This is a genomic window from Arthrobacter jiangjiafuii (genome assembly GCF_018622995.1).
Classification (GTDB): domain Bacteria; phylum Actinomycetota; class Actinomycetes; order Actinomycetales; family Micrococcaceae; genus Arthrobacter_B; species Arthrobacter_B jiangjiafuii.
The window spans coordinates 230,657-254,420 of sequence record NZ_CP076022.1 but is presented as its reverse complement, the minus strand read 5'-3'; the positions used below and the strand labels follow the sequence as shown (position 1 = coordinate 254,420).

The window sequence follows — 23,764 nt, the reverse complement described above, 5'->3', positions numbered from 1 at the left end:
CCCTGAATCGACAACCGGTCGCCCGGGGCGCTCCCGAACTTCGGTGATATGAAGTTTGTACGGCAACGGGCATGTGGGACCACCCGAACTCGAATGGAACTCGGGCAATCGATACAATCTCCGATGGATGCAACCCGAGATGTTGAGGGGCGGGAAGCCGGTCAAACGCCGATAACGCATGACAACTAGCCGAGTGCTCGTCTAGGTCGTTGGGAGCCGTCTGGACCCTCGATACTTCCTGGCTAGGCTAAGGGCTTGGACCCTGGATGAATCCGTGCAACTGCCATTACCGAGGTACAGGACTTTACTGAGGCGCCCGTTTCATAACCCTCGCCGCGCACGCGCCCCCTCAGCCGCGCCCTCCCTCCCTCCAAATGCCGGGTTCCGGCCCTCCGACAGCTAAAATCGACAAGGCCCGTTTGTCCTGTTCCCTGGCCGGAAAGCGCAGTATGTCCTTCATCGAAAACACGGTTGCCCGCTGGGCGGAACTGCAGCGGCTCCAAGCCACTCCGGGCTGGAAACTCACCACGGCCAACCCCTGGGTGCTGGCCCTGTTCCGGGAGGCCTTCGGGCGCACCCGGCCGCGGATTCCGCTCGAGGAATTCCACAAAATGACCGACGGGTTCCTGCGCCAGCTGCGGATCTCCGGCGTCAGCCTGCGCGAGGACTGGACCGGCAAGAACTACGCCGATGACTGGGTCACCCGCCGCTTCCTGGCCCGCCCCCGCGTGGACGGCCGCTTCGTCTACGAACTCACCGAATCCTCCGTGCGCTTCCTGTCCTATCTGGACGGCAACACCTCGGACAAGACCAGCCTGAACTCCTCCCGGCTGGCCACTCTGCTCTCCCGAGTGGAAAACCTGGCCCACGAAACCAACCCGGACCCCGCTGCGCGCATCGCCGTCCTTAAAGAAGAGGTCGCGCGCCGCGAGGAGATGATCCGCGCTCTCGAAGCCGGCGACGCCCCGGCCCCGGTGGACGGCGACACCGCCGTCGAAGCCGCGCAGGACATCCTGGACCTCGCCGCCGCGCTGCCCGCCGATTTCAAGCGGATGCGCGACGGGCTGGAGAAGATGCTGCATGCCCTGCGCCAGGAAATGGTGGAATCCAACGCCGCCAAGGGCCTGACCATGGGCGAAATCCTCGAGGCGGACCGCAAGCTGCGCAACACCAGCGAAGGCCGCACGTACGAGGGCTTCACCGCGTTCCTGAACGACGCCGACCAGCAGGACCGCTTCCGGCACGCCATCGCCGAGGTGCTGGAACGGGACTTCGCCGAGGACATGCCCGCCGAAGACCGGCAGGGCCTGCACCGGCTGATCAGCGACATGCGCGCCCAGGCCACCGAAATCCACCGCATCTACGGCCGGCTCTCCGAGTCCATGCACACCTACGTGCAGAGCGACGAGTACCGCGAATCGGTCCAGCTGCGCCAGCTGATCCGCACCGCCGAGACCGCCATCCACAAGGCACCGCGCAGCCGCCGCCGCACTGCCGTCGTCCCGGCACCGCTGCTGCACGGCGCCGCCTTCGAATCCCTGGGCATGGTGCACCTGTTCAACCCCGAAGACCACGCGCCGCCGCCCAAGCTGCCGGCACCGCCGTCGTTCTCCGAAGCGGACATCCACCGCTCCATCCGCACACCCAAGGCCAACCGCCGGGCCCTGCGCGACGCCGTCACCCGGGCCGCCGCCGCCAGCGGAACCGCGACGGTGGGCGAGGTCTTCGCCCAGCTCGCCCCGGAGGACCGGCACCTGAACAGCATCCGCGCCCTGCTCTCGGCCGCGCTCGAGGCCGGCGCGGAGGACTTCTCCCCCGCCTCCAACGGCGGCAGCACCCCCACCGGGCTGGCCACCCGCCCCGAATCCATCACCTTCACCCAGATCGACGGCAGCGAGCGCACCGCGCTGCTGCCCGCCGTCGCCGTCGCGAAAGCCCCCCAGCCATGAGTGAAACCAGCGCATTCCCGGACTCCCCCGCCACGGAGACGGACGAGACCTACCCGGAAAACACGTACGGAGACGCACCCGCACCCCGGGACGTCCTCGTGGACGGACCCGAACTGTTCCCCGGCGACACCGGAACCCTGCCGCTGAAACTGCGCCAAGCCCTGATCCGGCTGCTGCGCGGCCCGTACCTGGACGCCGCCAGCTCCGACAACGTCTACAACACGGTGGTGGACAACCAGGACGAGCTGCGCACCCGGCTCAGCGAACTGTTCCTGACCCTGGTCATCGACGAGGACCGCAAGGTCGCCCTGCTGCGCCCGGTGGACATGCCCGAACCGCACACCGCAGTGCTGCAGCGCCAGCGCGAAATGACCCGCGAGGAAACCCTGCTGCTGCTGCGCATGCGCCTGCTGCTGGACCGGCACACCGGCACCGGCAACGACGCCGTGATTGCCCGCACCGACATCGTCGAAATCATCGAAGGCTACGTCGATCCCGGCCAGCGCGACGCCAAGCAGGTCGAAGACCTCGCCGACGCCGCCATCCGCAAGCTGGTGCAGGAACGGCGGCTGCTGCTGCCCACCGAGGTCGACAACGTCTGGGTCATTTCCGGCGCCCTGCCGCTGGCCCTGCCGTACGAGCACATCGGCGACATTGTCACCTTCATGCAGGCCCTGACGGACGCCGCCGGCGAACAGCCCGAACTGCCCGACCCCGAACTGCCGGAACCGGCCACAGCCAACGACGGCGAGGACATCGCGTGAGCATCGAAACCACCCTTCCCATGGGCGACCTGATCAACCCCGGCCAGAACCGGCTCTCCTCCGTACAGATCGTGAACTGGGGAACGTTCGACGGCGCGCACACCATCTACGTGGACCGCGCCGGAACCCTGCTCACCGGTGACTCCGGCGTGGGCAAGTCCACCATCTTCGACGCCATGCTCCAGGTCATGGATGCCCGGCCGAAAATGAACGAGGCGGCGCAGAACAACGGCGGGTCCCTGGCCGAGGAAAAGCGCACCGCGTTCTCCTACATGCGCGGCCGGCTGGGCACCCAGGGCTCCGGCAACGGCACAGGGCCCGACGACGGCGGCACAGCGGGTGCCGACGGCACCGCCTACCAGCGCCCCGGCGCCACCTGGTCCGCCGTCTGCCTGACCTTCGACAACGGACTGGGGCAGATCACCTCGCTGTCCGTGCTGATGGACCTGCCTGCCAACGGCACCGAACACCACGTGGGCCGCTTCTACGCGGTGCATAACCGGCCGCTGGATATCCGCGCCCTGGAAACCGAGATGCGCGGCCGCTTCACCAAGGGCAGCCTCGAGGCGCTGCTGCCCGGCGCCGGGATCTACGATTCGCACAAGGCCTTCGCCGAACGCTTCCGCACCGCCCTGGGTGTGGAGGATGAGAAGGCCTTCGGCCTGCTGCGCATCCTGCAGACCGGCAAGGGCCTGGGCGGGACGGTCAACGACTTCTTCCGCACCAACGTGCTGGACACGCCCAAGACCCTGGCCGCCGCCGATGAGGCGGTGGAGGACTTCAGCCACCTGCGCAGCATCCGCCGGCAGCTCGAACGCGCCCGCCAGCAGCGCGACCACCTGGCCGACGTCCCGGACCTGCACCGGCTCTTCACCAGCACCGACGCCGAGCTGCGGCACAACCGCGCCCTCGCCAAGGACGGCCTGCCCGCGTACCGGCAGCGCCTCACGCTGGCGAGCCACGAGCGCGACGTCGCCCGGTTCACCGCCGCGGCCGACGCCGGAACCCGGGACCTGGCCGCCGCGGAAAGCCGCCGCTCGGACCTGAAGAAGAAGATGGACGCCCTGGCTGCCCGGTACAGCGCGGAGGGCGGCGGCACCATCGCCACGCTCGAGCGTGAACTGGCCGCCGCCGTCGTGCAGCTGAACTCCCGCGTGGCGCTGGAGGAAACCGCCCGCGGCGAGCTGGCTGCCGCCGGGATCGACGTCGACTTCTCCCCCGCCGGGCTGGTCACCGCCCGCAGCCGCGCCGCCGAGCTGGTGAAGTCCCTGACCCTGGAGGTGGAGGCCGCCCGCGAACGCAGTTCCGATGCGCACGGCCAGGCCTGGCAGCTCAAGGGCGCCATCGCCAAGCTGGAAAACGACATTGGCTCCTTCCGCCGCCGCACCTCCAACATCCGCCAGGATTCCCTGGACCAGCGCGCCCGGATCTGCGCGGCCACCGGCCTGGACGAGGCGGACCTGCCGTTCGCCGCGGAACTGATCGATCTGGAACCGGAGCAGCAGCAGTGGCGGCCCGCCGCCGAGCGCACGCTGCGCTCCCTCGCCACCGCCCTGCTGGTGCCCGGCGAGCACATGCGCGCGGTCACCCGCTACCTTTCCGAGACCAACCTCAACGGTTTCCTGCGCTGCATCGACGTCAGCGTTCCGGTGGACGGGCCGTCCGAGCCGGGTCCGCGGGACCTGATCACCAAGCTCGTCACCCAGGATTCCGAAATGGGCCGCTGGGTGGCCCGCAAGATCACCGCGCACTATGACTTTGTCTGTGTGGAGGATCCGGACGAGCTCGCCGGGCTCTCCCGCGGCGTGAGCCTGGGCGGCGCGGTCAAGCGCAACTCCTCCACCACGGAGAAGGATGACCGGCACGCGAAGGCCTCGGACAACGTCCTGGGCTTTGACAACAAGGACACCGTGGCCGCGCTCGGCAACGAGCTGCTGGCCCTGCGGGACCGCTACAGCGAGGCGGATTCCCGCTCCCAGGCGCAGGCGCAGACGCAGGCCGAGCTGGTCAGCCGGCTCGCCGCCGTCCGCCGGGTCGCCGCAGACGCGCGCTCCTTCGAGGAGCTCTCCGCTTCAGCGCAGCGCGACGCCGTTGCTGCCGCCACCGACGCACTGGATTCCGCCCGGGACGCCAATACCGACCTGGAGCAGATCCGTTTCGAGCTGGACACCGCCGAACTGGACCACACCGCGTCGATCGAGAAGATCGGCGTGCTCAAGGGCGACCTGGCCCGCATCAGGGAACAGCTCGCCGGTGCCACCGAGCGCCGGGACACTCTGGCCGCCAAGGCGCTGGGCATTCTGGATGCCGGGTTGCAGGAGGCGCTGGAGGAACTCTTCGCCCCCTTCGGCGAGATCACCGACGTCGTGCGCCTGCAGGAGGCCGCAGCGGAAGTGGAGCGCAGCCTGATCACCGAGGGCGCCCGGCTGGAAAAGACGCTGCTGGAAACCAAGAACCGGCTCGAGCGGACCTTCGAGACGTTCACCGACAAGTGGGGGTCGGACTTCGGCACCTCGGTGGACGCCGCCGGCGCCTACGCCGAGCGGTTCGAGAGCATCATCTCCGAGGGCCTGCCGCAGCACGAAACCGAGTTCCGGGAATACTTCAACAACCGCACCTACGAGCGGTTCAGCGACCTGCTCGCGCTGCTGGACGAGGAACGGCGCAGCATCTCCTCACGCCTGCTGCCGCTGAATTCGGTGCTGCAGCGGGTGGAATACCATGTGGACAGCCACCTGGAGATCGAGGTCAAGACCACGGTTCCCGACGCCGCGCACAAGTTCCGCACCGAGCTGAAGAACGCGCTGCCGATGATGGGGATGCGGCAGAACAAGGCGGACATGGACGCCCGCTACTCAGCGCTCGAGGCGCTGGTGGACCGGCTGAAGGATCCGGAGGAGCGCCGCTGGCGGGCCGAGGTCCTGGATGTCCGCTCGCACGTGACCATCACCTGCACGCACCGCCTCGCCAACGGCCAGGCGTACACCAACCTGCAGGCGTCGCTGATGTCCGGCGGCGAGGGCCAGCGGTTCACCGCGTTCATCATGGCCTCGGCGCTGGCCTACCAGCTGGGCATCGTGTCCCAGGGCTTCAGCACCTACGGCACGGTGATGATGGATGAGGCGTTTGTGAAGTCGTCCCTGTCCTTCGCCGAGGCGTCCATCAACGCCCTGCACGAGTTCGGCTTCCAGCTGCTGCTCGCGGCTCCCGAGGACAAGGTGGACCTGTCCCGCTTCCTGGGCTCGGTCACCGAAATCCTGCGCGACGACGCCGTCAACCGCTCCGGTGTGCTGGAACGGGAGATCCGCCGCGGCTCCGTCTCGCAGCCGGTGAACATCCTGCTGCGCTAATCAGGTGTGGCGCGGCGGCGCTCCGGGCTGTTGACTGGTGGGGTGCTAAAAATCCTGGAGACCTGGCGCCGCCAGCTGGTCGGTACGTTCAGCAACAATGCCACCGAGATTCCGCAGTGGGAGCTGGACCTGGCCAAGGGCGACGACGTCGGGCACTTCGGCCCGGAGTCCGCCGTCTGGGCGGTGCACGGGTCCATGACCCCGATCATCGCCGGCATCCGTGCCCTGCTGCTGCAGGCCCTGCATCCGGGGGCGATGGCCGGGGTCCACGACTTCTCCGACTACAAGGCCGATCCGCTGGGCCGGCTGGCCGGAACCATTCGCTGGATCTTCACCGTCACCTACGGGGACACGGGGGCGGCGCGTTCCGGGTCGGAGTGGGTGCTGCGCCTGCATGAGCGCGTCCACGGGACCTATGAGGATGCCGCCGGCGTCGAACGCCCCTACTCGGCGAATGATCCGGAGATCGCCCGCTGGGTGCATCTGGCGTTCACCGACGCGTTCCTGAGTTCGCATCAGCGCTTCGGCGGTCCGATTCCGGGCGGGCCCGACGCCTACGTTGCCGAGTGGGCGGTGGCCGGTGAGCTGATGCGCATCGCCGATCCGCCGCGCTCGGAGGCGGAGCTGCGCGCCCAGATGGCAGCGTACGACGGCGAGCTGCGGCACAGCGAGTACGTCGCCGAGGCGGTGCGCTTCCTCCGCCGTCCGCCGCTGCCGCGCTCCCAGCTGCCCGGATACCGGATCCTGTTTGCCGGCGCGGTGGCCTCGCTGGAGCCGCGGCACCGCGAGCTGCTTGGGCTGAAGGCGCCGCATCTGGGACCGGTCCCGGTGCCGATGAGGTTTCCCGTGAAACTGGTGCTCGGCGTCATCCGGCTGGGGCTGGGGCCGATGGGTCCGAGTGAGAAGTCCGCCCGGGCGCGGATCGCCCGGCTGGCCGCTGCCACTGGCTAGTGTGGGGGCACGGCGGCCGGCCACCCGCCCGCTGCCCGGCCCGTTGCGCCGGCCACATACCCGCTGGACGAAGATCACGCGGCACACCGCTTCCAGTCCCCCGGAACCCGGTGAAACCATTAAAAGGAAAGCCAACTGCACACCAGTACCTGGTGCGTGCCGCCGCGCGCGCCTCAAGCACTTCCGAAAGGAGACTATGCGCAGGGTTGTACCCTCACTGCTCATCGCCGGCCTGCTTGTTGGCGGCGGCGTGGTTTCCTGCGGGACGTCGTCGGACTCCCCAGCACCCTCCCCAACGCCGGAAACCACAGCCAGCGCTCCGGCGGCAACACCAATACCGGCCGACAGCCTGGAAAAGGTGGCTCCCGCTGACGCGCGGGCCATCACCGACCCCGCAGATCCCCAGGCGACGCTGGTTCTGTTCACTGATTACCAGTGCCCATACTGCGCCAAGATGGATACCTTGATCCAGCAGGCCAAGAACGACTACGGCGACTCCGTCCGCATCGTCGTCCGGAACTATCCCCTCCCCAAGCACCAGAACGCCGGGACATCGGCCCGGGCGGTGGAGGCAGCCGCTGAACAGGGGAAGCTGGAAGAGATGGCCGCAGCCGTCTTCGAGCATCAGCAGGACTGGAAGAACCAGGAGGACGTGGAAGACCTCTTTGTCTCCTACGCCGGTGACCTGGGCCTGGATACGGAGCAGTTCCGCGCCGACTACAACTCCGATGCAATCAAGGACCGGGTGGCCAGGGACCTGCAGGACTCCCAGGACCTCCAGCTGCCGGGCACTCCTTCACTGGTGCTCGACAACCAGGTGCTCATGCTGGACTCCATGGATTACAGCGCCATCCAGGAGCAGCTGGACCATGCCCTGGGCTCCTGAGCCGCAGGGGAAATTCTTTCCCCCGAGGACGCCGGCACACCACACGTTCCACGCCCTCACCAATGTGATGGAAAGCATACTGACGATTGCCCCTTTTCCGCATAGTGCGGGGCTGATCGTGGGATAAAAAGAGTGGATGACTAACGAAGCCGGGCTTGCCCGCTCTGCCTGGCACCGCCTTTTCGGCGTACCCCTGATCATCTCCCTCGCCTTCACCGTGCTCATGGTGGTTGTGGCCTTCGCGGCCGACCTCCCGGTGCGGGATCCCGACGGTTTCCTCGGCCCGAGCTACGTGCGGCTTCCCCTGATCGTGCTCCTGATGATCGCGGCCGACGTCGCTCCCCGGGTTATGGTGCAGCGGCCGGGGCTGCGCGGGTTGGGTTCGGCTGTGGCCGGGGTGCTGCGCTCCCGGTGGGCGGGACCGCGCCTGGCGGTGGCTGCCGCAGGCCTGAGCACGTTCTATCTGGCGTACCTCTCCTACCGGAACCTCAAGAGTTTCCTGCCCTTCCTGCAGGACCACCTGACGGACTCCGTGTTGGAGAACTCGGACCGGTGGCTGGCGGGCGGCGCCTATCCGGCCGATCTGCTGCAGGGCCTGCTGGGCACCGGCATCAGCGCGGAGGTGCTGTCCGCCGTCTATATGCTCTACATGGTCTTTGTGCCGGCGTCGCTCGCAGCCGCACTGGTGTGGTCGGATAACCTGCAGCGCGGCGCCTGGTACGCCACAGCGCTGTCCTTCAACTGGATCCTGGGCACGGTCAGCTATTACGCCCTGCCCTCACTCGGCCCGATCTACGCCGAGCCGTCCCCCTTCGCGGACCTGCCGGAGACCGCCGTTTCGGGGCTACAGGACACCCTGTACGAGAACCGGGTGGAAGTCCTCGCCAATCCGTTTGCTACGGAGAACGTGCATGGCATTGCCGCCTTCGCGTCGCTGCATGTCTCAGTGGTCTTTACGGCAGCGCTCTTCGCGCACCTGACGCGGATGCCCAGCGTGGTGCGCTGGCTCCTCTGGGTCTATGTCGCCCTCACTGCGCTGGCCACCGTGTACTTCGGCTGGCACTACATCCTGGATGCAGTGGCGGGGCTGGCCATCGGCGCCGTGTCGATCTGGCTGGGCTCCCGGGCGACGGGCGTACGACGTCGGGCGGTTGCCGGGCCTGTTGCAGGGTCTGTGGATGAGCCGGAGCTGGTGGCCGCCGGGTCCTAGCGACGTACTCAGGCCAGGGACGCAACCAGTCTGGGCATCCGCTCGAGCCCGCGGCCGAGTCCGACGCCTTAACGAAACAAGCCCCACCGGCCGGATAAATCCGGCTGGTGGGGCTTGAGTGGCGGAGGATGGGGGATTTGAACCCCCGCGAGAGCCCGCAGAATCTAGGGAAATCCGCGAGATTCCGGGGATTTTTCAGCGACTAAACGCACTGGCGACACTCTCAAACGCTCTATTCGTTGACGGCGTCAACGAGGGTTTTCCGCCACGGCCCCTAATCCCGAGCCCCTATGTGACATCCATGCGTCATGTCTGATGCGGCGAATTAGGCGACTCCCGCCACAATTTCCCCCATCTGCCCTTTGGGTGTTGACAGGGTGTCATGACACCCTGTAGTGTCTTATCTATCGGAACAAGCCGAAGACGAAAGGCAAGAAAATGATCGCCGTAGAGAACCTCGAAGCCGGAATGATGATCCTCCTCGAAGGCCGCAAGAAAGCCGTAGAAGTTCTCATGGTCGACAACCACGCCAACCCGAACCGCTACCAGATCGGCCACTACGGTAAGGGATTCGCAGTCACCGGCATGGAAGCCGGAACCCTCGTCCAGCTGGTCGGCTAATGAGCGGGGCGGAAGCCCTCGCCATCGCGAGGGCCGCGGTCCCGTATTTTCGGGCACAATGGGAGGCCAACCCCAATTGGTACACACAATCCCGCCTGGACGACGCAGAGCGGGACCTGTCAACACGAGAGAAGCAATGAGCAAGGGAACCGCCCGGCGCACAGTCCGTATCGAAGACGAACTATGGGACGCCGCAAAGACCAAGGCTGAGGCCGAAGGAACGGACCTCTCCAACATCATTCGGGGCGCGCTCCGGGGCTACCTAGAAGAGCCCGCACAAGACTAGACGGCCCCCGCTTTCGAGTGGGGGCTTTTATGCGTTCACACCCGACGCACAATGCTCCTCCATCGACCTAAGGACGGTAGCAAGGAACGGGCACAGCTCCTGCTTGAGGGCCGCACATATCGGTTCAATGTCATTCAGCGTAAACGGCGCCTCATCCAGAAGACGCCGGGAGACATAACTCTGAGACATCCCGGCCTCCTCCGCTAAGCGTGCGCCGCTCATTCTCTCCCGCGCCATGGCAGCCCGAATCTCCGCTGATGTGGCGCGTGCTAATGGCCCAGGAGGCCCCTGTTTACCTGTAGGCATCCGCTGATAATACACATCCTTGGGGCTGATAGCCCATAAGGTTTCCGGCCTCATGTTGATTGCAAATCACACCCATAAATACAAGCCCCAAAGCCTGCTGATCTTTCTATGCAATATGGGGTAGGTTGCTAGGATGTAGGCGGCGCAGATCCTTTGGGGGGCGATGCACGCACCGGCCCGTCAGTGGCATATTGTATGGTCGGACGTATCGAACAAGTATTCGAACGATGGGGTCTCAATGGGGAATAGAAAAAATCCGCACCCAAAAAAGGTGCGGACTGTACGTGACCTGGCGCGTCTTGCTGATGAGATAGGCGTTCAGCCCTCTATTCTGCTGTGGCTCGAAAGCCTCACCCTCTGCGAGGTGAAAGGCATTACAGGCGCGCTTCGGCCTGCTGCATCAGTTCCTTTGCCGGCTTCCCCAGAACCTCAGCCATCTTAAAGAAGGTCTGCATGGGAATACTGCGGTGCCCCTTCATATAGCGGTTGAGGGTAGCCGGCGTAATCTCTACGGCCGCCGCGAAGTCCTGCTGGGTCATGTCGCGGGCAGCGAGCTCAACACGGAGTTGAGTGATGACTGCTGCTTCGAGGCGGTCGCCGTATGTGTTCATGTAGGGAACTTTAACTGGTTACGGTCACATGCACAACCAAGTGGATAAGCGGCTTATACGAGTGGGGCACAACACTCGGACAACACGCTTGTAATTTCAGGGGTTGCACTTATCCAATCGAGCAAGTACGCTCGCCGTATGAACAAGTCACCAGGGGCACCGCCGCCCACAGAAGATGCCCAGATCGCCCACAAGATCACCAACGCACTGATCATCCGCGGAGTCAGCATCAACCGCCTCGCAGATGAAACAGGAATCAGCTACCCCACACTCCGCCGAAGCTTGAAAGGCGGACGAAGTCTCAGCTTCAACGAATTCGGGCGCATCGCCCACGCACTAGAAGTCCAGCCGTCCCACCTCCTCCCCGACACACTCCGGGAGGTGGCAGCGTGAAACTGGCAGATGAAGACGAAAAGCTCATCACCTCAGCGGAACTAGCAGCCAGGTTCCAGGTCTCCACAGAAACCGTCCACCGCATGTGCCGCACAAACAAGTGGCCGCACGTCAAGGTCGGCAGGCTCTACCGGTTCACACAAGAGCAGTACGAAACCATCGTCACTCCCCCGGCACCCAAACAGCAGCCCCGCACGCAGCGCCAACGCATCACCCAGCTCCTCAGCTCAGTCTAAACACCGCACCACCCGCCGCAGCGAAACCGCCGGCAACCTCCGCCCGCCTCTAGGGCAAACATCCCCGCATCACCCCTTCTGTCTTTCGAGACTCAAGTTTCCTAGGGAGAACTCTGTGTTCCTCAGATTCGTAGACCGTGCCGCGCCGAAAAACGACATCCGCGACGCACTCCTATATACAGCCGAGCAAAACGGTGAGCCGCTATCGAAGGCCCGCGCCGACAAGCTGGCGAACAAGTTCAAGACCGGCCAGTTCGATCCCGACCTGGCCCGCTTCATCCAGTACTCCGATCCAGTAGGCGAGACAGCCGCCAAGAACGTAGACCGCGAACGAATGGAGATAGCCGCATGAGCACCCCGATGGCCCTCACTGATTTGGACTGGAGCCAAGACGCAGTAGCTACCATCCTCGGTCTGGCTCGCGCACAGTCCACGTTCTCCGCGGATGACCTGACCCGCGACATGAGGAAGCCGCCGCATCCCAATATGGCCGGCGCAGCATTCTCGGCAGCCCGCAAACTCGGCTACATCGAACCGACCGGATTCCGACTCTCCACGAACCCGACCCGCCGCCACGGCGTCATCCGCACATGGCAGGCAACCCCACTACTCGCAGCAATCGCCAGGAGGCAGCAATGAGCAACACCGACCTGATCGCAGAAGCCCGTCGCAACGCCCCGTTCAGTGAGGATGAGTCGCTGATTATGCGCCTCGTCAACGCGCTCGAAGCCAAGCCCACCATCGGCTACGTCGTTGTGAACAAGTACAACGTTCCCCTGATGGTCAACTTCCCCTCACGTGCAGCCGCAGAGGATTACGCACGTGAAAGCGGCGCACTCGTAAGCCAACACTTCCGCGTCGCTGAGATAACGGACCCGACCCGATGACCGGCCACACAGTCCAGGCACTCACACAGGCACTCATCGAAGCCGAAGCGGTACTCACGGTCGCGGAAGGTGGGACGGCATGAGCGCTGCCTCGATCTTGTGCGGCGAGTGCCTTGGTCACGGAGACGTGTTCATTTGGGGGGCAATCGGTATATCGAAGGTCTCCTGCAGCAGGTGTCAAGGTAGCGGCACTGTGCCGGCATCCCTGCCACACGAGGCCGCCCAGTGACCGACCGCCACCTTGAACCGCCCGAGCCCCGCGATTACGACGCAGAAGACGCAGAAGCGGACACCCGATACAACGACGACGCCGACGCATGGCGCAAAGGAGAATGACATGAAGCACGCAAACCCGACCATCTGGCCCGCCGTAGAGAAGACGGAGCCGGCGCACAGTCTGGGATGGACGGCGAGTTCAATCTTCGCTGACCAGTGGCCGAGCCTCGCCGCACTGTGGCCCGAAGCTTGCACACCCTGCCCACACACCCCCGGCAAGCACGCCAAGCCGTTCGGCAAGCATCACCCCGCCACAACCGTCGCGCCGAACCTGGACGTGGCGGCATGAAAATCTATCTGATCTGGGCCGTCGTGGAGAACGAAAACGATGCCCCGTGGCTGGTGGCGGCATGGGATGAGTACTGCATGGACAGCAACTCTGAGGGGTGGATGGAAGAACTCGCCAAGGCACGCAGCGAGTACGGCGCAGGAAACATCCGAGTCACCACCACCCTTGCGGTGGACTACGACAAGGTTGTCCGGGCGTTTGAACCTGCGGACGTAACGCCGGATGTGATCGAGACATGACCGGCTGGAACCTCGTCACGGTCATGCAATCCCCGAGCGTGAACCTGCCGGATGAAGTCACCGGCCCCGCTCGCACAGTCCTCCTGCAAATGGGCTGGACACCACCACCCGAAGCATCCGAAACCCAAGACCCCACTGAGGGTCTTTTTTTCTGCCCCGAGGAGACCACGTGAACAGCACCGACCGACTGACCCGCGCACAAGTTGACCTCGCCGTCCGCCACCTCACCGGCCGGTTCTACGACGAACATGGCGCAGGCGACGACGCCGACGACGAACAGTTCAAGGACTTCGCACGCAAACTCGCCTGGCAGATCAGCGGCGACAACACGCCGAACTTCCGCGCACACCTGCTGGAGATGCTGCAGGCCTTCCGCAACTTCGATGGCATCGGCATGGGCGACCTGCCGCTGTCCATGCTCCGTGATTGCGAATCCGACCTGAACGAATCCACGACCAAGGCCATCGGCGCCGCGGGTCTGCCCGGCGGATACATCAACCGCTACGTCGGCAAGCAGCCCGCGAACTACCCCGTCCACGCCGCCCGCTTCAACGCAATGGCCCAAGCAGGAAGGGTCAACCGATGATCCCCGACAGTGTCGTCCTCCTCATGCTCGCCGCAACCATCCTCCTCGCCCCCATCTACTACGGGCGAACCACAACCACGAAAGAAGAGAACGAATGAGCGACTACATATACAAGAACAGCACGGACAGGCTGGAGATTAACTCGGCAGCAATGCGTGAAGACGAGTGCTTCATGGCGGTCATAGAGAAGGGGACTTCGGCCGGCATCTTCATCCCGAATGCCGACGTTCCGACCGTGGCCCTCGAACTCCTCAACGCCGCCGGACAGGAAAGCGTCCTCGTGCCGAAAGCGTACGAGGAAGTGGAGCAGTTGGGTGATGAGATCACCTGCGGCAGTGGCCCCGAAGCTGCACACGCCAGGATGGCGATGAATCCGAACTGGCTACGCAATGGCGCGGCGAACATGATCGCCCTTGCCGAGTACATCGAATCTGCCGCCACCCGGGAAGCTGCCGAGAAGGCCGAAGCTGAGGCCGCAGAGAAGAAGCTGCAGGAGCGACGGGATGCACTCTTGCGGGACTTTAGGGCGGGCGGAGCCTGGGATTACACATCCGAACTCGCACAGCTGGCCATTGACCGCATCATCGAACTCGAAGACAAGCTGGCCTCCCGTGATTGATCCCGCCCTGCTCGACGTCGAGTGCCCGCTGTGTGATGCCGGACCCCTGGAGCCATGCACGGTCGGTGGTCGCTTCATGGAATCCACGGTGCACCTGCCGCGACGTGTTCGCGCTGACGTGCCGCTGGTTGCCGAGGAACCCGAACCACCAACACCCCGGCAACCAAGGACACGCAAGACACCAAGACCACCCAAGCCGCGCAAGACCCGCACCACCCGCCCACGCCAACCCCTCACGCACTGCCGCCGAGGACACGAATACAACGAGACGAACACCTACCACCACGCCAGCGGAACCAGGCGATGCCGGACCTGCGACACCGACGCCAAACGCCGAATCAGGGAAGCCAACGGTGCAACACCACGCGGCCCACTAACCCACTGCAAACACGGCCACGAATACACGGCCGACAACACAGCCACACAAGCGAACGGCACGCGCATCTGCCGCACCTGCAAACGCGCACGAGAAAACCGCGCCAACAAGAAAAGGAGAGCCAAGGTATGAGCAACGCACTGGAAGAAATCAAGATACGAGTGGCCGACTGCCAGACGTACCACTTCGGAATGGGGGTAGCAGACAAGCTCGCCCACGAAGACGCCCCCAAGCTGATCGCCGCACTGGAAGCGGTGGAGTCCGTTATTGCCGAGCATGAGGCCCGCACGCCATTCCCGGACGCCGACAAGATCGACAAGGCGTATTCGCTCGGCAAGCGACACGCATACGACCGCGTTCGCTATGAAATCACGGAGGCCCTGCAGTGAGTGCCATCGAGTTCATACACGCCGACATTCCCGACCAGCACATGGACCCCGACGACGACGTCTGCGAAGGGTGCGACGACGAAGACTGCGGCGCCTGCGACGGGGAATGCTGCGACTCCTGCGTGGATGCCGACTACGAAGAAGACCCGGACGACCAACGCGACCGGGAATACGCATACGAAGACGAGGACTGACATGAATAAGCACTACGAAGCAGCAGCGGGCTTCATTGACGAGGCCACGGATGCCTCTGTCTGGAGCATCGAACAGCAGCCAACAGTTGCATCTATGGCAATCGCTGAAGCCACCCTGGCCCTCGCCTACGAACAGCGCACTGCGAACCTGATCGCCATGCTTGGGCAGGTCGAAGAGCAGACGTACGAATGGCTCAAGAGGGCCCAAGATGTCCCGAACTCAGACGAGGCCAAACAACTCGCTCGATACAAATCAATCGGCCAGCAGGTCAAAGAAAGGCTGAACCTCGCATGACCTACTCACCCGGCATCTACGCCGACATCAGCAACCGCGACTACCACGCGGATCCAGCCCTAGGCTCGACCAGCTTGAAGACGCTCGCACTCAAAACCCCGGCGCATTACCAGCACGACAAGGCGCACCCGAAAAGCTCCGACGCCTTCACCCTTGGCACCGCGGCACACTCGCTGATCCTAGAGGGCGACACTTCCAACATCGTCATCGTGGACGCCGCGAACTGGCTCACGAAGGCCGCGAAGGAAGCGAAGGCTGAGGCACTGGCAGTGGGCAAACAGCCGTTGCTCACAAAGGAGATGGCGCAAATCGAGGCCATGCGCGACTCGGTAATGCTGCACGAGGTTGCGGGCCTGCACTTCATCGGACATAAAGCTGAGCAGTCGATCTTCTGGGAGGAAGACGGGCTCATGCTCAAGTGCCGCCCGGACGCATGGAAGCCCGGCACCATCGTGGACTTGAAGACGACAGTGGATGCTTCCCCGAACAGCTTCAGCAAGACCGCCTTCGACTTCGGGTACTTCATGAGCGCGGCCCACTATATCGACGGTGTGAAAGCTGCGACCGGCGAAGACGTGAAGTTTGTGTTTGTCAACGTCGAGAAGACCGCACCTTACCTGGTCAGCGTCGTGGAGCTCGATGACTACACGCTGGACTGTGGCCGCCAAATGCTCGACCGCGCCAAACGCATCTACCGCGAATGCACCGAGACCGGCAAATGGCCTGGATACCCCGCCGTCGAACCGGTCGGACTGCCCGCATACGCAAACTACCAACTCGATGACCTACTGGGAATCAATCAAGAAATGGACATCTCCCTCTAATGGACCTCACAGCAACCATCGCCCCACGCAGCGACCAGATCAACGCCGACGACCTCATCTCCGGGCCTATCACCGTCACCATCAAGGAAGTAGCCGCGGGCAGTGCAGAACAGCCCGTAGACGTACACCTGGTGGAGTTCCCGGGCCGCGCATACCGACCCTCCAAGAGTATGCGCCGCGTCATGGTCAGCGCATGGGGGCCCGAAGCATCCACCTACGCCGGACGCCGCCTCACCCTCGTCCGCAACCCCGAAATCACATTCGGCAGGGACAAGGTAGGCGGCATCGAAATCGCAGCCATGTCCCACATTGAGAAGCCGCACACCGTGGCACTCACCGCAACCCGAGGCAAGCGCAAGAACTTCACCGCGCAGGTGCTGACCGAAGCCGCACCCACCATCCCCGCCGAAGTCATCGCCACCACCGAGAAAGCCAAGGTGGACGGCAACCTGCCCGAATACGCCGAATACCTCAAAGGGCAGAACGCACCCGCGTACGTCCTCGAATACGTCAACCAGCAGATGGAGAAGTGATGAGTCACCAGCGCGTATATAAGTTGGCCTTCCTGCCCGGGGTAACTGAGATGGGGGTCAACCTCTCGCCATCGGCCGAGGTGATCCACTTTGCGGCACAAGATAACAACCTCTGCCTCTGGTACATCGACCGCGACGACGCAGATGGGCGTAAACCCCGGGCGTTCAGCATCCGGGGCACCGGGCATGACATCGAGGACACCGCCACTTACATCGACACGGCATTCCTCGGGGCGTACGTCTTCCACCTATTCGAAACCACACAGGAGAACAACTAATGAGCGTCCCCACAATCAGCGACATTGCAGGCGTCACCGCACAGCCTGAACTCAAGTTCACGAACAGCGGCAAGGCAGTCCTGAATATGCGCCTCGCCTTCAATGACTCCAAGTACGACGAGCAGCAGTCCAAATGGGTGAACACGCGGACGTTCTACGTTGACGGCACCGCATGGGAGCAGACAGCCGAACGCGTTGCCGAATGGTTGGCACAGGGCGATCAGGTATACGTGACCGGGCGCCTCGAAACCCAGCAGTGGGAAGACAAGGATGGGCAGAAGCGATCCAAGCCGATCCTGAACGTCCAGGCAATCCGCAAACTCGCACCCGCCGCCAAGCCACAGCAGAACACCCAGCAGTCCGCGCCCGCACAGCAGGGGCAGTGGGGTGGACAGCAGACAGCACCCGCCGCGGATCCGTGGTCAGCGCCGAGTGGACAGCAGAGCGCATGGGGCAACGGTCCCGACTCGCAGGATCCGCCGTTCTAGGCAACACCCCGCACTAACCCACCAACCACCAGAAGGAAACCACCATGAGCATCCCCGAAGACTTCCCGATCAAGACCGAAGTAGTGGACAGCGGCACCATCGAAGGCATCCCGTGGGTTTCATCTCGCGCACCGCTCTATGAGGCAGTGAATGGATACGTCCGACTCCCCGATGGACACCCGTGGCTTGAGGTTGAGCACGGCTACGAAATCGAGAACAACATCCCCTGGGGTGAAATCACCTTCCAGCGAGGCAATTGGATCGGATTCGATTCGCTCCACTCCGGCCAGTATTGGCCCGGAGAGCGCTCACGAATGAGCGTCTACGACACCGAAATGACCGCAGGGATGGTAGTCGAGTGGACGAAGCAGCTGGCACAAGAAGCGCATGACTATATCGCCAATGGAACGTACAGCATCTAGGCGTAACCCCACCCCGCACCAAGACCCGAACAGGGTCTTTTTTTATGCCCAAACCGCGGTGCCCGGACATGTTTCCGGGCGCCGCTCATGTCTCACAAAGGACTTGCAATGACCGTAACGATCTACACGACACCCTCCTGCCAGCAATGCAACATGACGAAACGCTGGCTCACCACGCACTCGGTCCCGTTCGAAACCGTGGACCTCACCCAGTCACCCGAAGCCGTCGACATGGTCAAAGCACTCGGCTACAGGGCCGCACCCATCGTCATGGCGGGCACTGATCACTGGACCGGATTCCGCCCCGACCTCCTCGCACCCCTGGCCAACGCCGCATGAAGCAAGACCTATGTTGCTGGGCCTGTCGTACCCCCTACGGCTGCAGAAACACCCACTGTGACCATCACCGCGAATTCGAAAAGCAAGACGAAGCCAACGCAAAAGCACGACGCACCCACAGAGATCCCACGGCCGAGAAAGCCATCTACAGGGCCGACCGATCACGCAAAGGAAAGGCACGGTAATGCCAGCACGCAAGAAAGTGGACCGCGACGAATTCGCCCGCCTCCACAAAGCAGGACTCACGCAGAAAGAACTCGCGGAACACTTCGGCGTCAACCCCGCCACCCTCTGGCGGATCCAAAAGGAGCTCGGACTCAGTGGCGGACATCAACCCCTACCCGCCGAACGCCGAGAACGGATCCAGGCCATGGTCAACGACGGCTGGCCATGGGCGGAAATCAAACGCACAGAAGGCGCACACCGAGACACGATGCTGCGCTACTTCCCCGGCACCCAATGGACGCCGGCACAAGCCAACGAACACAGGGTTGGCACCAAGAACGCCCGAAAGCGCGGCGCCGCAATCAAGCAAGCCAACAGGAGAGCAGTATGACCACCTTCCGCGCCGTCTGGCCGATCACCGACCCCGGCATGAACTCGGCAGACCTCATCCGTGAAGCAGCCCACGACCTCCCCAGCGTTGCCGCACGCCACCGGGTGCGCATCACCGGCACCGCGCACTTCCAAGTCCGCAACGGCCGCAACGTACAGGGATCACAGGGCGCCGCATACGTCGTCGTCTGCAATGTGCCCGCCGAAGCTGTGAGCCGGGCCGAGTACGGGCATGTGGCGCTGGTGGAAGACCCCAAAACCCTAGAAGGAGGTGAGTCCAATAGCGTGGTTCAAAGTCGATGACGGCTTGCACTCGTCACGAAAAATTCTGTCCATCCCGAAGCGGGCAAGGTTCGCCGCGGTCGGCTTGTGGACTCTTGCGGGCTCCTGGTCTGCCGATCAACTCACTGACGGATTGATCCCCGACTACATGTTGGAGGTGTGGGGCGCACCGCCTTCCGCACCGCAATCTTTGGTGGACGCGGGACTTTGGGAGCGCGAGTCCGGCGCGTATCTCTTCCGCAACTGGCACGAGTACCAGCCGAGCAAGCAAGACGTAGACGCTGAACGGAGCGCGAGTCGGGAACGAATGAGGGAGTTGCGAGCCAAACGTAAACGCCCAAAACCGCCAGAACAAAGGGAAGCAGAGGGCATGTTCAACCGAACACACCCGAACGGTTCGGAAAATGTTCGCAACCCCGACCCGACCCGACCCGACCCAGTACCGACCCGACCCCTTATAAGAGAAGACGCAAAGCCCCCCGTCGCTGACGCTCCGGCCCCAGCGACGCCGCCCGGCTTCGATGAATTCTGGTCCCAGTACCCCATCAAGCGGGACAAGAAGAAAGCGCTCGTCGCCTACAAGAAAGCCTTGAAGGATGCGGACGCTCAGCAGATACGTGACGGCGCCAAACGCTACCGGGAAGACCCGAACCGCGACGAAGCATTCACGAAGCACCCGACCACCTGGCTCAACGCAGGCGGCTGGGAAGACGAACCACTGCCCGCACGGTCACGCACCGGATCCGAGCAGCGCCTAGCCGTTGGGTTCGACCTGACGCAGCGGGCAATGGCTCGCAGTACCGAATCGAACGTCTTCCCATTCAAGGAGCTTGGACGATGACACCCCAAGAGTGTGCGGTCATCATGACGTACGCGAACCAGTTGGATCCTCGGATTCAGTTGAATGACCCGACGTTGGATGTATGGCTGACCGCTACGGCGAACCTGTCCGTGGAGGAAGCCAAGTGGGGCATCAAGGACTACTACGCGAATGCGAACCCGAACGACAACCGGGGCACGCAACCGTTGCAGCCGGCGACTCTGCGTTATCGGGTGTCTCAGGCACGGGAGCGGCACCAGGCGAAAGCTGCAGCGATTGAAGCCGCCCCCCGCGTCAAGAACCCGAACAACTACCGGGCCCGCAATCCGGAGCTCTGGGAGCAGCTTGTGGCGGAGGGCCGCGACAAGCACCGGGCCGACCTGCGATCCCGCGGCATCACACCGCACGCTGAGTCCTGCCCTGACTGCTCACGGCCGTCCAGATGACCGGGAACCCCAACCCACCCAAACGAACCCCGCACACAGGCACACAACGCCGGAACGGAATGACCGAATGAGCTACATCAAACGCAAGCGAGACCAACGGGAGTATGAGCTGCGGAGAATGCTCGACCAATTCGCCCGGATGCCGCAAAGGATCGTGATGCCACTGCCGGTGCTGCCGGAGAGCTACGAGCCGAGCCGGGACCACATATGGACTGTGCCCGAACCTGCAACCTTCATGCCGATCAGGGGTGGACGATGACCCTCACCCTGACGATCCCGGCACCGGCACAGTTCATCAACCTGAACCAGCGCATGCACTGGGCACCGAAAGCGGAACTCACTCGCAAATGGCGAAACGCGGCCCACGTCGCCGCACACAATGCTGGCTTCCCGACCAGCCTTGAACGGGTCCGCATCGTCGCCCACATCCACAAGACCACCAACCGCGAATACGACGCCCACAACCTCATGCCAACGCTCAAGGCGTGTGTCGATGGGCTCGTGACCGATTACGGGCTGACCGTGGACGACACGAACCGGCATGTCATTGGCCCTGATATTCGACAAGGCGACAAGCGAGCAAGCCCCGCCATCACACTCACCATCACCCAGGAGGACGCATGAAAGCCGAAGACTTCCAGCGCACGGCAGCGAAGGCTCAACTCAACCTCAACCTTGGGGATCCGATAGCCATCATTCACATCTACCGCGGCAACACCTTCATTAAGGGTGGCGACAGCAAGCGGGACCGTGAAGCCATCTCCGAAACACTTATCCGTTGCTCCCTTGACGAACTGGATGACCGAAAGAAGGACGCATGAAAACCCGCCACGCCCGCCTAATTCGCAAGGGCATCCTCGCAGCCCGTGACCCGGAACTCAGCCAATACGTGCACCTCGCGCCGCGACTCGTCAGGGAAGCCGCACGACGAGAAACGGACAACATCGAATGGCGGGAGATGCGCGACCGCCTCACCGCATGGAATCACATGCCGCAGCGAGTTGTCGCGGGCATTGACCCCGCAGTGATCAACGCCGAACAAGCCGAACACATTAGGAGGTTCTACGCATGAGCAAAGACCCCAGCACATACGCCGGCGAATTCATCTGCGCTTTCTGCGGATCCGGCTGGCCCAACTGTGCAGTAACCAATCCCGCAACCGGCGAGAAATACACACACGCCGAGACCTGCCAGAAGTACTACGATGCGCGGCCCGAAGATGCCGAGGCATATGCAATGCACCCCGAGTGCGAGAAGCGACTCATGGAGGATGACAAGTGAACGACTGCACCACAATGGACTGCGGCAACTTCACGGACCAATACATCTGCAACCAGTGTGTGAGTGACCTGCAGGCATGGATCGACAAGGCGCACAAGTACGCGCCCGAACTTGATGTCACCATCGCCAAACTCGACGTACTCCGGCACGCAGGCAGCACCGGTGGAGGAGGCGGGAAAGCAGGATCCGCGGCACCCATCAACCTCGACGCCGTGCAACTACAGCAGAACCTTTACAGCGTGGACCGAGACGCCAAGGTGTACGCGCTGGATCAGTTCGCGGCCGGTATCGCCTGGACCATCCAAGACTGGGTGACGAAAGCCGAACTGCTGATTAGCGGACCCGAAGAGGAAAGGGTGGACCATGCTGCGAACAAAGCCAAAGTCATCGAAGCAGCACCACCAATGCCCACACGGCAACTCGTCAAATGGTTGCGCACCGAAGTGAAGATCAGCGTCAAACCGAAAGACATTCGCAACTGGGCAATGCGCGGGAAACTACGAGCCGTTGAACGCGAACCACTACCCACCTACTGGCCGCACGAAATCATCGAACTACACACCGGAAGGATCAAAGCATGAAACTCTCAACGATCTGGAGCACCCCCGCAATGGCTCTCACAGAACGCCTCAACCGCACCGCAGAGTGGGCGGCACAAGTCGCCGCCGCACGAATCCCCAAGCGTGTCCGATACTGGGTATTCATCCAGGTTGGCAGCAAAGCAATGCTGCCGAATGAGGTAGTCCCCGAGGTGAGGTTTATGGACTTGCTCAAACGCGCAGAAGGAGGACCGAAATAGGCTTTTAATATCGGCCGAACTCGTGTAAAGTGACTCAAAGCGGGGGAGAACTGTCACCGCATCCAAGCACCCAGCCAAACGGCAGGTGCTTTTTTTGTGCCCTTTTGCGGCACCCCACAAACCGGAAGACGACCACCGTTCCCCCATGCGGTGGTCGTCTTTCTATGCAACCCACATTCTTGACGGCGGAAACCCCTCGGCCAACAACAGGTTCCGCGAGGCGAGCGAGTACGCCGTCAAACAGTTTCAAGGAGGCGCGATGGAGACCTGCCCCAACTGCGATGGCCCAGCCAACGCGCTCATCGCCCGCCTGCACTGCAAGTCCCAGACCTGCACATGGAACACCTGCCGATGCGGTGCACGCTACGACCGTGACGGCGAGAACTACTACGTCGGGCAGCAGCAGCCCTAAAGGTTTCCGACGATTCGCTACCGCCGGATGGAAGAAGCAGTCCTGACAAACCAGGAGGTGCTTATCTCCCGCGCCAGGGTTACGGCGCACGGCCTGCCGTCGTGATGACGTTGCCAACCCCCAATACTTCGGGTCACGTCCTCGGCTGTGGGGCGGATATAAACGACCAATGACTTGGTGCCCGATGCACACGTACCTGACTGACCGGCATCGGAGGTCAGGGAAACGCGGCCAAGAACTGATGCAGGAAGCGCCATGGCATAGAGACCAGCGCACGGCCTGAACGTTCGCCCCCAACGAGAGGGGGCTGCAACCGCAGACTTTATTGGAGGTAGCCCATGCCCCGTGCAAAGCGCATCTGTGGTCGGCCAGACTGCCCCAAGCCAGTAGCCAAGCGGTACTGCATCGAGCATGACGCCGAGTATGAAGCCAAGCGGGGCAACGCCAACAAGCGCGGCTACGGCAGCAAGCACCAGCGTGCACGCCGAGACATGGCACCCGAAGTCGCAGCAGGCAGGACAGCGTGCGCACGATGCGGACAACCCATCGAGCCCGGCCAAGACTGGCACCTC

General features: G+C 63.3%; 37 protein-coding genes. 36 read left to right on the top strand and 1 reads right to left on the bottom strand.

Features of this window, described 5'->3' with window-relative positions; translation table 11 throughout:
• Positions 1–449: 449 nt before the first annotated feature.
• From KKR91_RS01390 to KKR91_RS01355, 8 genes are all read left to right on the top strand, one after another.
• The gene (locus tag KKR91_RS01390; RefSeq protein ID WP_210231470.1) at positions 450–1,949 is read left to right on the top strand and encodes a DUF3375 domain-containing protein; all 1,500 of its coding nucleotides are present in this window, start codon (positions 450–452) and stop codon (positions 1,947–1,949) included.
• On the top strand, positions 1,946–2,713 hold the full coding sequence (locus KKR91_RS01385) for a DUF4194 domain-containing protein (protein ID WP_210231471.1): 768 nt from the start codon (positions 1,946–1,948) through the stop codon (positions 2,711–2,713). Before KKR91_RS01390 ends, KKR91_RS01385 begins: the two co-directional genes overlap by 4 nt.
• The gene (locus KKR91_RS01380; protein ID WP_210231472.1) at positions 2,710–6,063 is read left to right on the top strand and encodes an ATP-binding protein; all 3,354 of its coding nucleotides are present in this window, start codon (positions 2,710–2,712) and stop codon (positions 6,061–6,063) included. Before KKR91_RS01385 ends, KKR91_RS01380 begins: the two co-directional genes overlap by 4 nt.
• A gap of 42 nt (positions 6,064–6,105) precedes the next feature.
• A complete protein-coding gene (locus KKR91_RS01375) occupies positions 6,106–7,014 on the top strand; it encodes an oxygenase MpaB family protein (protein ID WP_210231473.1) in 909 nt (302 codons plus the stop codon).
• A gap of 196 nt (positions 7,015–7,210) precedes the next feature.
• Entirely contained in the window at positions 7,211–7,900 is a 690-nt protein-coding gene (locus tag KKR91_RS01370; RefSeq protein WP_210231474.1) for a DsbA family protein, read from the top strand.
• A 136-nt stretch (positions 7,901–8,036) separates the two neighbouring features.
• Complete coding sequence (locus KKR91_RS01365) at positions 8,037–9,110, top strand: phosphatase PAP2 family protein (protein WP_210231475.1); 1,074 nt, start codon at positions 8,037–8,039, stop codon at positions 9,108–9,110.
• 438 nt (positions 9,111–9,548) lie between these two features.
• A complete protein-coding gene (locus KKR91_RS01360; RefSeq protein WP_210231476.1) occupies positions 9,549–9,731 on the top strand; it encodes a hypothetical protein in 183 nt (60 codons plus the stop codon).
• A 136-nt stretch (positions 9,732–9,867) separates the two neighbouring features.
• Positions 9,868–10,017, top strand: a complete 150-nt coding sequence (locus KKR91_RS01355; RefSeq protein ID WP_210231477.1) for a hypothetical protein — start codon at positions 9,868–9,870, stop codon at positions 10,015–10,017.
• 680 nt (positions 10,018–10,697) lie between these two features.
• Here the strand turns inward: KKR91_RS01355 and KKR91_RS01345 are convergent.
• Positions 10,698–10,934, bottom strand: coding sequence for a helix-turn-helix domain-containing protein (locus KKR91_RS01345; RefSeq protein WP_210231479.1), 237 nt, complete (start codon positions 10,932–10,934; stop codon positions 10,698–10,700).
• Positions 10,935–11,072: 138 nt separating this feature from the next.
• On the opposite strand from KKR91_RS01345, the gene KKR91_RS01340 reads away from it, so the two are divergent.
• The 28 genes from KKR91_RS01340 to KKR91_RS01205 all read left to right on the top strand — a co-directional run bounded on the left by KKR91_RS01340 (position 11,073) and on the right by KKR91_RS01205 (position 22,780).
• A complete protein-coding gene (locus tag KKR91_RS01340; RefSeq protein WP_210231480.1) occupies positions 11,073–11,327 on the top strand; it encodes a helix-turn-helix domain-containing protein in 255 nt (84 codons plus the stop codon).
• Positions 11,324–11,563 (top strand): helix-turn-helix domain-containing protein, encoded by a 240-nt coding sequence (locus KKR91_RS01335; RefSeq protein WP_210231481.1) that lies wholly within the window; start codon positions 11,324–11,326, stop codon positions 11,561–11,563. The genes KKR91_RS01340 and KKR91_RS01335 overlap by 4 nt, the downstream gene beginning before the upstream one ends.
• Positions 11,564–11,678: 115 nt before the next feature.
• Positions 11,679–11,915 carry a hypothetical protein gene (locus KKR91_RS01330; RefSeq protein ID WP_210231482.1) on the top strand — a complete coding sequence of 79 codons (237 nt, stop codon included), beginning with the start codon at positions 11,679–11,681 and terminating at the stop codon, positions 11,913–11,915.
• Positions 11,912–12,202 carry a hypothetical protein gene (locus KKR91_RS01325; RefSeq protein ID WP_210231483.1) on the top strand — a complete coding sequence of 97 codons (291 nt, stop codon included), beginning with the start codon at positions 11,912–11,914 and terminating at the stop codon, positions 12,200–12,202. The genes KKR91_RS01330 and KKR91_RS01325 overlap by 4 nt, the downstream gene beginning before the upstream one ends.
• The gene (locus KKR91_RS01320; protein WP_210231484.1) at positions 12,199–12,450 is read left to right on the top strand and encodes a hypothetical protein; all 252 of its coding nucleotides are present in this window, start codon (positions 12,199–12,201) and stop codon (positions 12,448–12,450) included. Before KKR91_RS01325 ends, KKR91_RS01320 begins: the two co-directional genes overlap by 4 nt.
• A 337-nt stretch (positions 12,451–12,787) precedes the next feature.
• On the top strand, positions 12,788–13,015 hold the full coding sequence (locus KKR91_RS01315; RefSeq protein WP_210231485.1) for a hypothetical protein: 228 nt from the start codon (positions 12,788–12,790) through the stop codon (positions 13,013–13,015).
• Positions 13,012–13,254, top strand: a complete 243-nt coding sequence (locus KKR91_RS01310; RefSeq protein ID WP_210231486.1) for a hypothetical protein — start codon at positions 13,012–13,014, stop codon at positions 13,252–13,254. The genes KKR91_RS01315 and KKR91_RS01310 overlap by 4 nt, the downstream gene beginning before the upstream one ends.
• A gap of 169 nt (positions 13,255–13,423) precedes the next feature.
• Positions 13,424–13,840, top strand: a complete 417-nt coding sequence (locus tag KKR91_RS01305) for a hypothetical protein (protein ID WP_210231487.1) — start codon at positions 13,424–13,426, stop codon at positions 13,838–13,840.
• A 94-nt stretch (positions 13,841–13,934) separates the two neighbouring features.
• Entirely contained in the window at positions 13,935–14,459 is a 525-nt protein-coding gene (locus KKR91_RS01300; RefSeq protein ID WP_210231488.1) for a hypothetical protein, read from the top strand.
• A 504-nt stretch (positions 14,460–14,963) separates the two neighbouring features.
• On the top strand, positions 14,964–15,224 hold the full coding sequence (locus tag KKR91_RS01295) for a hypothetical protein (RefSeq protein WP_210231489.1): 261 nt from the start codon (positions 14,964–14,966) through the stop codon (positions 15,222–15,224).
• Positions 15,221–15,418, top strand: coding sequence for a hypothetical protein (locus KKR91_RS01290; RefSeq protein ID WP_210231490.1), 198 nt, complete (start codon positions 15,221–15,223; stop codon positions 15,416–15,418). Before KKR91_RS01295 ends, KKR91_RS01290 begins: the two co-directional genes overlap by 4 nt.
• Before the next feature lies 1 nt (position 15,419).
• Entirely contained in the window at positions 15,420–15,713 is a 294-nt protein-coding gene (locus KKR91_RS01285) for a hypothetical protein (protein ID WP_210231491.1), read from the top strand.
• Positions 15,710–16,537: a PD-(D/E)XK nuclease-like domain-containing protein gene (locus KKR91_RS01280; protein WP_210231492.1), complete on the top strand. Its 828-nt coding sequence runs from the start codon at positions 15,710–15,712 to the stop codon at positions 16,535–16,537. Before KKR91_RS01285 ends, KKR91_RS01280 begins: the two co-directional genes overlap by 4 nt.
• Positions 16,537–17,070, top strand: a complete 534-nt coding sequence (locus KKR91_RS01275; RefSeq protein WP_210231493.1) for a hypothetical protein — start codon at positions 16,537–16,539, stop codon at positions 17,068–17,070. Before KKR91_RS01280 ends, KKR91_RS01275 begins: the two co-directional genes overlap by 1 nt.
• Positions 17,070–17,348, top strand: coding sequence for a DUF7352 domain-containing protein (locus tag KKR91_RS01270; RefSeq protein WP_210231494.1), 279 nt, complete (start codon positions 17,070–17,072; stop codon positions 17,346–17,348). Before KKR91_RS01275 ends, KKR91_RS01270 begins: the two co-directional genes overlap by 1 nt.
• Positions 17,348–17,836, top strand: coding sequence for a single-stranded DNA-binding protein (locus KKR91_RS01265; protein WP_210231495.1), 489 nt, complete (start codon positions 17,348–17,350; stop codon positions 17,834–17,836). The genes KKR91_RS01270 and KKR91_RS01265 overlap by 1 nt, the downstream gene beginning before the upstream one ends.
• Positions 17,837–17,880: 44 nt before the next feature.
• Entirely contained in the window at positions 17,881–18,258 is a 378-nt protein-coding gene (locus tag KKR91_RS01260; protein ID WP_210231496.1) for a hypothetical protein, read from the top strand.
• A gap of 108 nt (positions 18,259–18,366) precedes the next feature.
• Positions 18,367–18,597 (top strand): glutaredoxin-like protein NrdH, encoded by a 231-nt coding sequence (gene nrdH / locus KKR91_RS01255; RefSeq protein ID WP_210231497.1) that lies wholly within the window; start codon positions 18,367–18,369, stop codon positions 18,595–18,597.
• 184 nt (positions 18,598–18,781) lie between these two features.
• Complete coding sequence (locus KKR91_RS01250) at positions 18,782–19,153, top strand: helix-turn-helix domain-containing protein (protein WP_210231498.1); 372 nt, start codon at positions 18,782–18,784, stop codon at positions 19,151–19,153.
• Positions 19,150–19,455 (top strand): hypothetical protein, encoded by a 306-nt coding sequence (locus tag KKR91_RS01245; RefSeq protein ID WP_210231499.1) that lies wholly within the window; start codon positions 19,150–19,152, stop codon positions 19,453–19,455. Before KKR91_RS01250 ends, KKR91_RS01245 begins: the two co-directional genes overlap by 4 nt.
• A 349-nt stretch (positions 19,456–19,804) precedes the next feature.
• On the top strand, positions 19,805–20,275 hold the full coding sequence (locus tag KKR91_RS01240; protein WP_210231500.1) for a hypothetical protein: 471 nt from the start codon (positions 19,805–19,807) through the stop codon (positions 20,273–20,275).
• Positions 20,272–20,700: a hypothetical protein gene (locus KKR91_RS01235; protein ID WP_210231501.1), complete on the top strand. Its 429-nt coding sequence runs from the start codon at positions 20,272–20,274 to the stop codon at positions 20,698–20,700. The genes KKR91_RS01240 and KKR91_RS01235 overlap by 4 nt, the downstream gene beginning before the upstream one ends.
• A 255-nt stretch (positions 20,701–20,955) precedes the next feature.
• On the top strand, positions 20,956–21,324 hold the full coding sequence (locus tag KKR91_RS01230) for a hypothetical protein (RefSeq protein ID WP_210231502.1): 369 nt from the start codon (positions 20,956–20,958) through the stop codon (positions 21,322–21,324).
• Positions 21,321–21,521 carry a hypothetical protein gene (locus tag KKR91_RS01225; protein WP_210231503.1) on the top strand — a complete coding sequence of 67 codons (201 nt, stop codon included), beginning with the start codon at positions 21,321–21,323 and terminating at the stop codon, positions 21,519–21,521. The genes KKR91_RS01230 and KKR91_RS01225 overlap by 4 nt, the downstream gene beginning before the upstream one ends.
• The gene (locus KKR91_RS01220) at positions 21,518–21,772 is read left to right on the top strand and encodes a hypothetical protein (protein WP_210231504.1); all 255 of its coding nucleotides are present in this window, start codon (positions 21,518–21,520) and stop codon (positions 21,770–21,772) included. The genes KKR91_RS01225 and KKR91_RS01220 overlap by 4 nt, the downstream gene beginning before the upstream one ends.
• On the top strand, positions 21,769–21,981 hold the full coding sequence (locus tag KKR91_RS01215) for a hypothetical protein (RefSeq protein WP_210231505.1): 213 nt from the start codon (positions 21,769–21,771) through the stop codon (positions 21,979–21,981). Before KKR91_RS01220 ends, KKR91_RS01215 begins: the two co-directional genes overlap by 4 nt.
• Positions 21,978–22,562, top strand: a complete 585-nt coding sequence (locus tag KKR91_RS01210; protein WP_210231506.1) for a hypothetical protein — start codon at positions 21,978–21,980, stop codon at positions 22,560–22,562. The genes KKR91_RS01215 and KKR91_RS01210 overlap by 4 nt, the downstream gene beginning before the upstream one ends.
• Complete coding sequence (locus KKR91_RS01205) at positions 22,559–22,780, top strand: hypothetical protein (RefSeq protein WP_210231507.1); 222 nt, start codon at positions 22,559–22,561, stop codon at positions 22,778–22,780. Before KKR91_RS01210 ends, KKR91_RS01205 begins: the two co-directional genes overlap by 4 nt.
• The last annotated feature ends 984 nt before the right edge of the window (positions 22,781–23,764 follow it).

Coding starts and splice junctions, on each gene's coding strand:
- KKR91_RS01300 (WP_210231488.1), top strand. CDS start 13,935: ATGAGCGACTACATATACAAGAACAGCACGGACAGGCTGGAGATTAAC.
- KKR91_RS01275 (WP_210231493.1), top strand. CDS start 16,537: ATGGACCTCACAGCAACCATCGCCCCACGCAGCGACCAGATCAACGCC.
- KKR91_RS01345 (WP_210231479.1), bottom strand. CDS start 10,934: ATGAACACATACGGCGACCGCCTCGAAGCAGCAGTCATCACTCAACTC.
- KKR91_RS01220 (WP_210231504.1), top strand. CDS start 21,518: ATGAAAACCCGCCACGCCCGCCTAATTCGCAAGGGCATCCTCGCAGCC.
- KKR91_RS01325 (WP_210231483.1), top strand. CDS start 11,912: ATGAGCACCCCGATGGCCCTCACTGATTTGGACTGGAGCCAAGACGCA.
- KKR91_RS01240 (WP_210231500.1), top strand. CDS start 19,805: ATGTTCAACCGAACACACCCGAACGGTTCGGAAAATGTTCGCAACCCC.
- KKR91_RS01245 (WP_210231499.1), top strand. CDS start 19,150: ATGACCACCTTCCGCGCCGTCTGGCCGATCACCGACCCCGGCATGAAC.
- KKR91_RS01285 (WP_210231491.1), top strand. CDS start 15,420: ATGAATAAGCACTACGAAGCAGCAGCGGGCTTCATTGACGAGGCCACG.
- KKR91_RS01205 (WP_210231507.1), top strand. CDS start 22,559: ATGAAACTCTCAACGATCTGGAGCACCCCCGCAATGGCTCTCACAGAA.
- KKR91_RS01355 (WP_210231477.1), top strand. CDS start 9,868: ATGAGCAAGGGAACCGCCCGGCGCACAGTCCGTATCGAAGACGAACTA.
- KKR91_RS01225 (WP_210231503.1), top strand. CDS start 21,321: ATGAAAGCCGAAGACTTCCAGCGCACGGCAGCGAAGGCTCAACTCAAC.
- KKR91_RS01320 (WP_210231484.1), top strand. CDS start 12,199: ATGAGCAACACCGACCTGATCGCAGAAGCCCGTCGCAACGCCCCGTTC.
- KKR91_RS01250 (WP_210231498.1), top strand. CDS start 18,782: ATGCCAGCACGCAAGAAAGTGGACCGCGACGAATTCGCCCGCCTCCAC.
- KKR91_RS01230 (WP_210231502.1), top strand. CDS start 20,956: ATGACCCTCACCCTGACGATCCCGGCACCGGCACAGTTCATCAACCTG.
- KKR91_RS01370 (WP_210231474.1), top strand. CDS start 7,211: ATGCGCAGGGTTGTACCCTCACTGCTCATCGCCGGCCTGCTTGTTGGC.
- KKR91_RS01235 (WP_210231501.1), top strand. CDS start 20,272: ATGACACCCCAAGAGTGTGCGGTCATCATGACGTACGCGAACCAGTTG.
- KKR91_RS01295 (WP_210231489.1), top strand. CDS start 14,964: ATGAGCAACGCACTGGAAGAAATCAAGATACGAGTGGCCGACTGCCAG.
- KKR91_RS01360 (WP_210231476.1), top strand. CDS start 9,549: ATGATCGCCGTAGAGAACCTCGAAGCCGGAATGATGATCCTCCTCGAA.
- KKR91_RS01365 (WP_210231475.1), top strand. CDS start 8,037: ATGACTAACGAAGCCGGGCTTGCCCGCTCTGCCTGGCACCGCCTTTTC.
- KKR91_RS01315 (WP_210231485.1), top strand. CDS start 12,788: ATGAAGCACGCAAACCCGACCATCTGGCCCGCCGTAGAGAAGACGGAG.
- KKR91_RS01310 (WP_210231486.1), top strand. CDS start 13,012: ATGAAAATCTATCTGATCTGGGCCGTCGTGGAGAACGAAAACGATGCC.
- KKR91_RS01390 (WP_210231470.1), top strand. CDS start 450: ATGTCCTTCATCGAAAACACGGTTGCCCGCTGGGCGGAACTGCAGCGG.
- KKR91_RS01270 (WP_210231494.1), top strand. CDS start 17,070: ATGAGTCACCAGCGCGTATATAAGTTGGCCTTCCTGCCCGGGGTAACT.
- KKR91_RS01215 (WP_210231505.1), top strand. CDS start 21,769: ATGAGCAAAGACCCCAGCACATACGCCGGCGAATTCATCTGCGCTTTC.
- KKR91_RS01385 (WP_210231471.1), top strand. CDS start 1,946: ATGAGTGAAACCAGCGCATTCCCGGACTCCCCCGCCACGGAGACGGAC.
- KKR91_RS01260 (WP_210231496.1), top strand. CDS start 17,881: ATGAGCATCCCCGAAGACTTCCCGATCAAGACCGAAGTAGTGGACAGC.
- KKR91_RS01280 (WP_210231492.1), top strand. CDS start 15,710: ATGACCTACTCACCCGGCATCTACGCCGACATCAGCAACCGCGACTAC.
- KKR91_RS01340 (WP_210231480.1), top strand. CDS start 11,073: ATGAACAAGTCACCAGGGGCACCGCCGCCCACAGAAGATGCCCAGATC.
- KKR91_RS01265 (WP_210231495.1), top strand. CDS start 17,348: ATGAGCGTCCCCACAATCAGCGACATTGCAGGCGTCACCGCACAGCCT.
- nrdH (WP_210231497.1), top strand. CDS start 18,367: ATGACCGTAACGATCTACACGACACCCTCCTGCCAGCAATGCAACATG.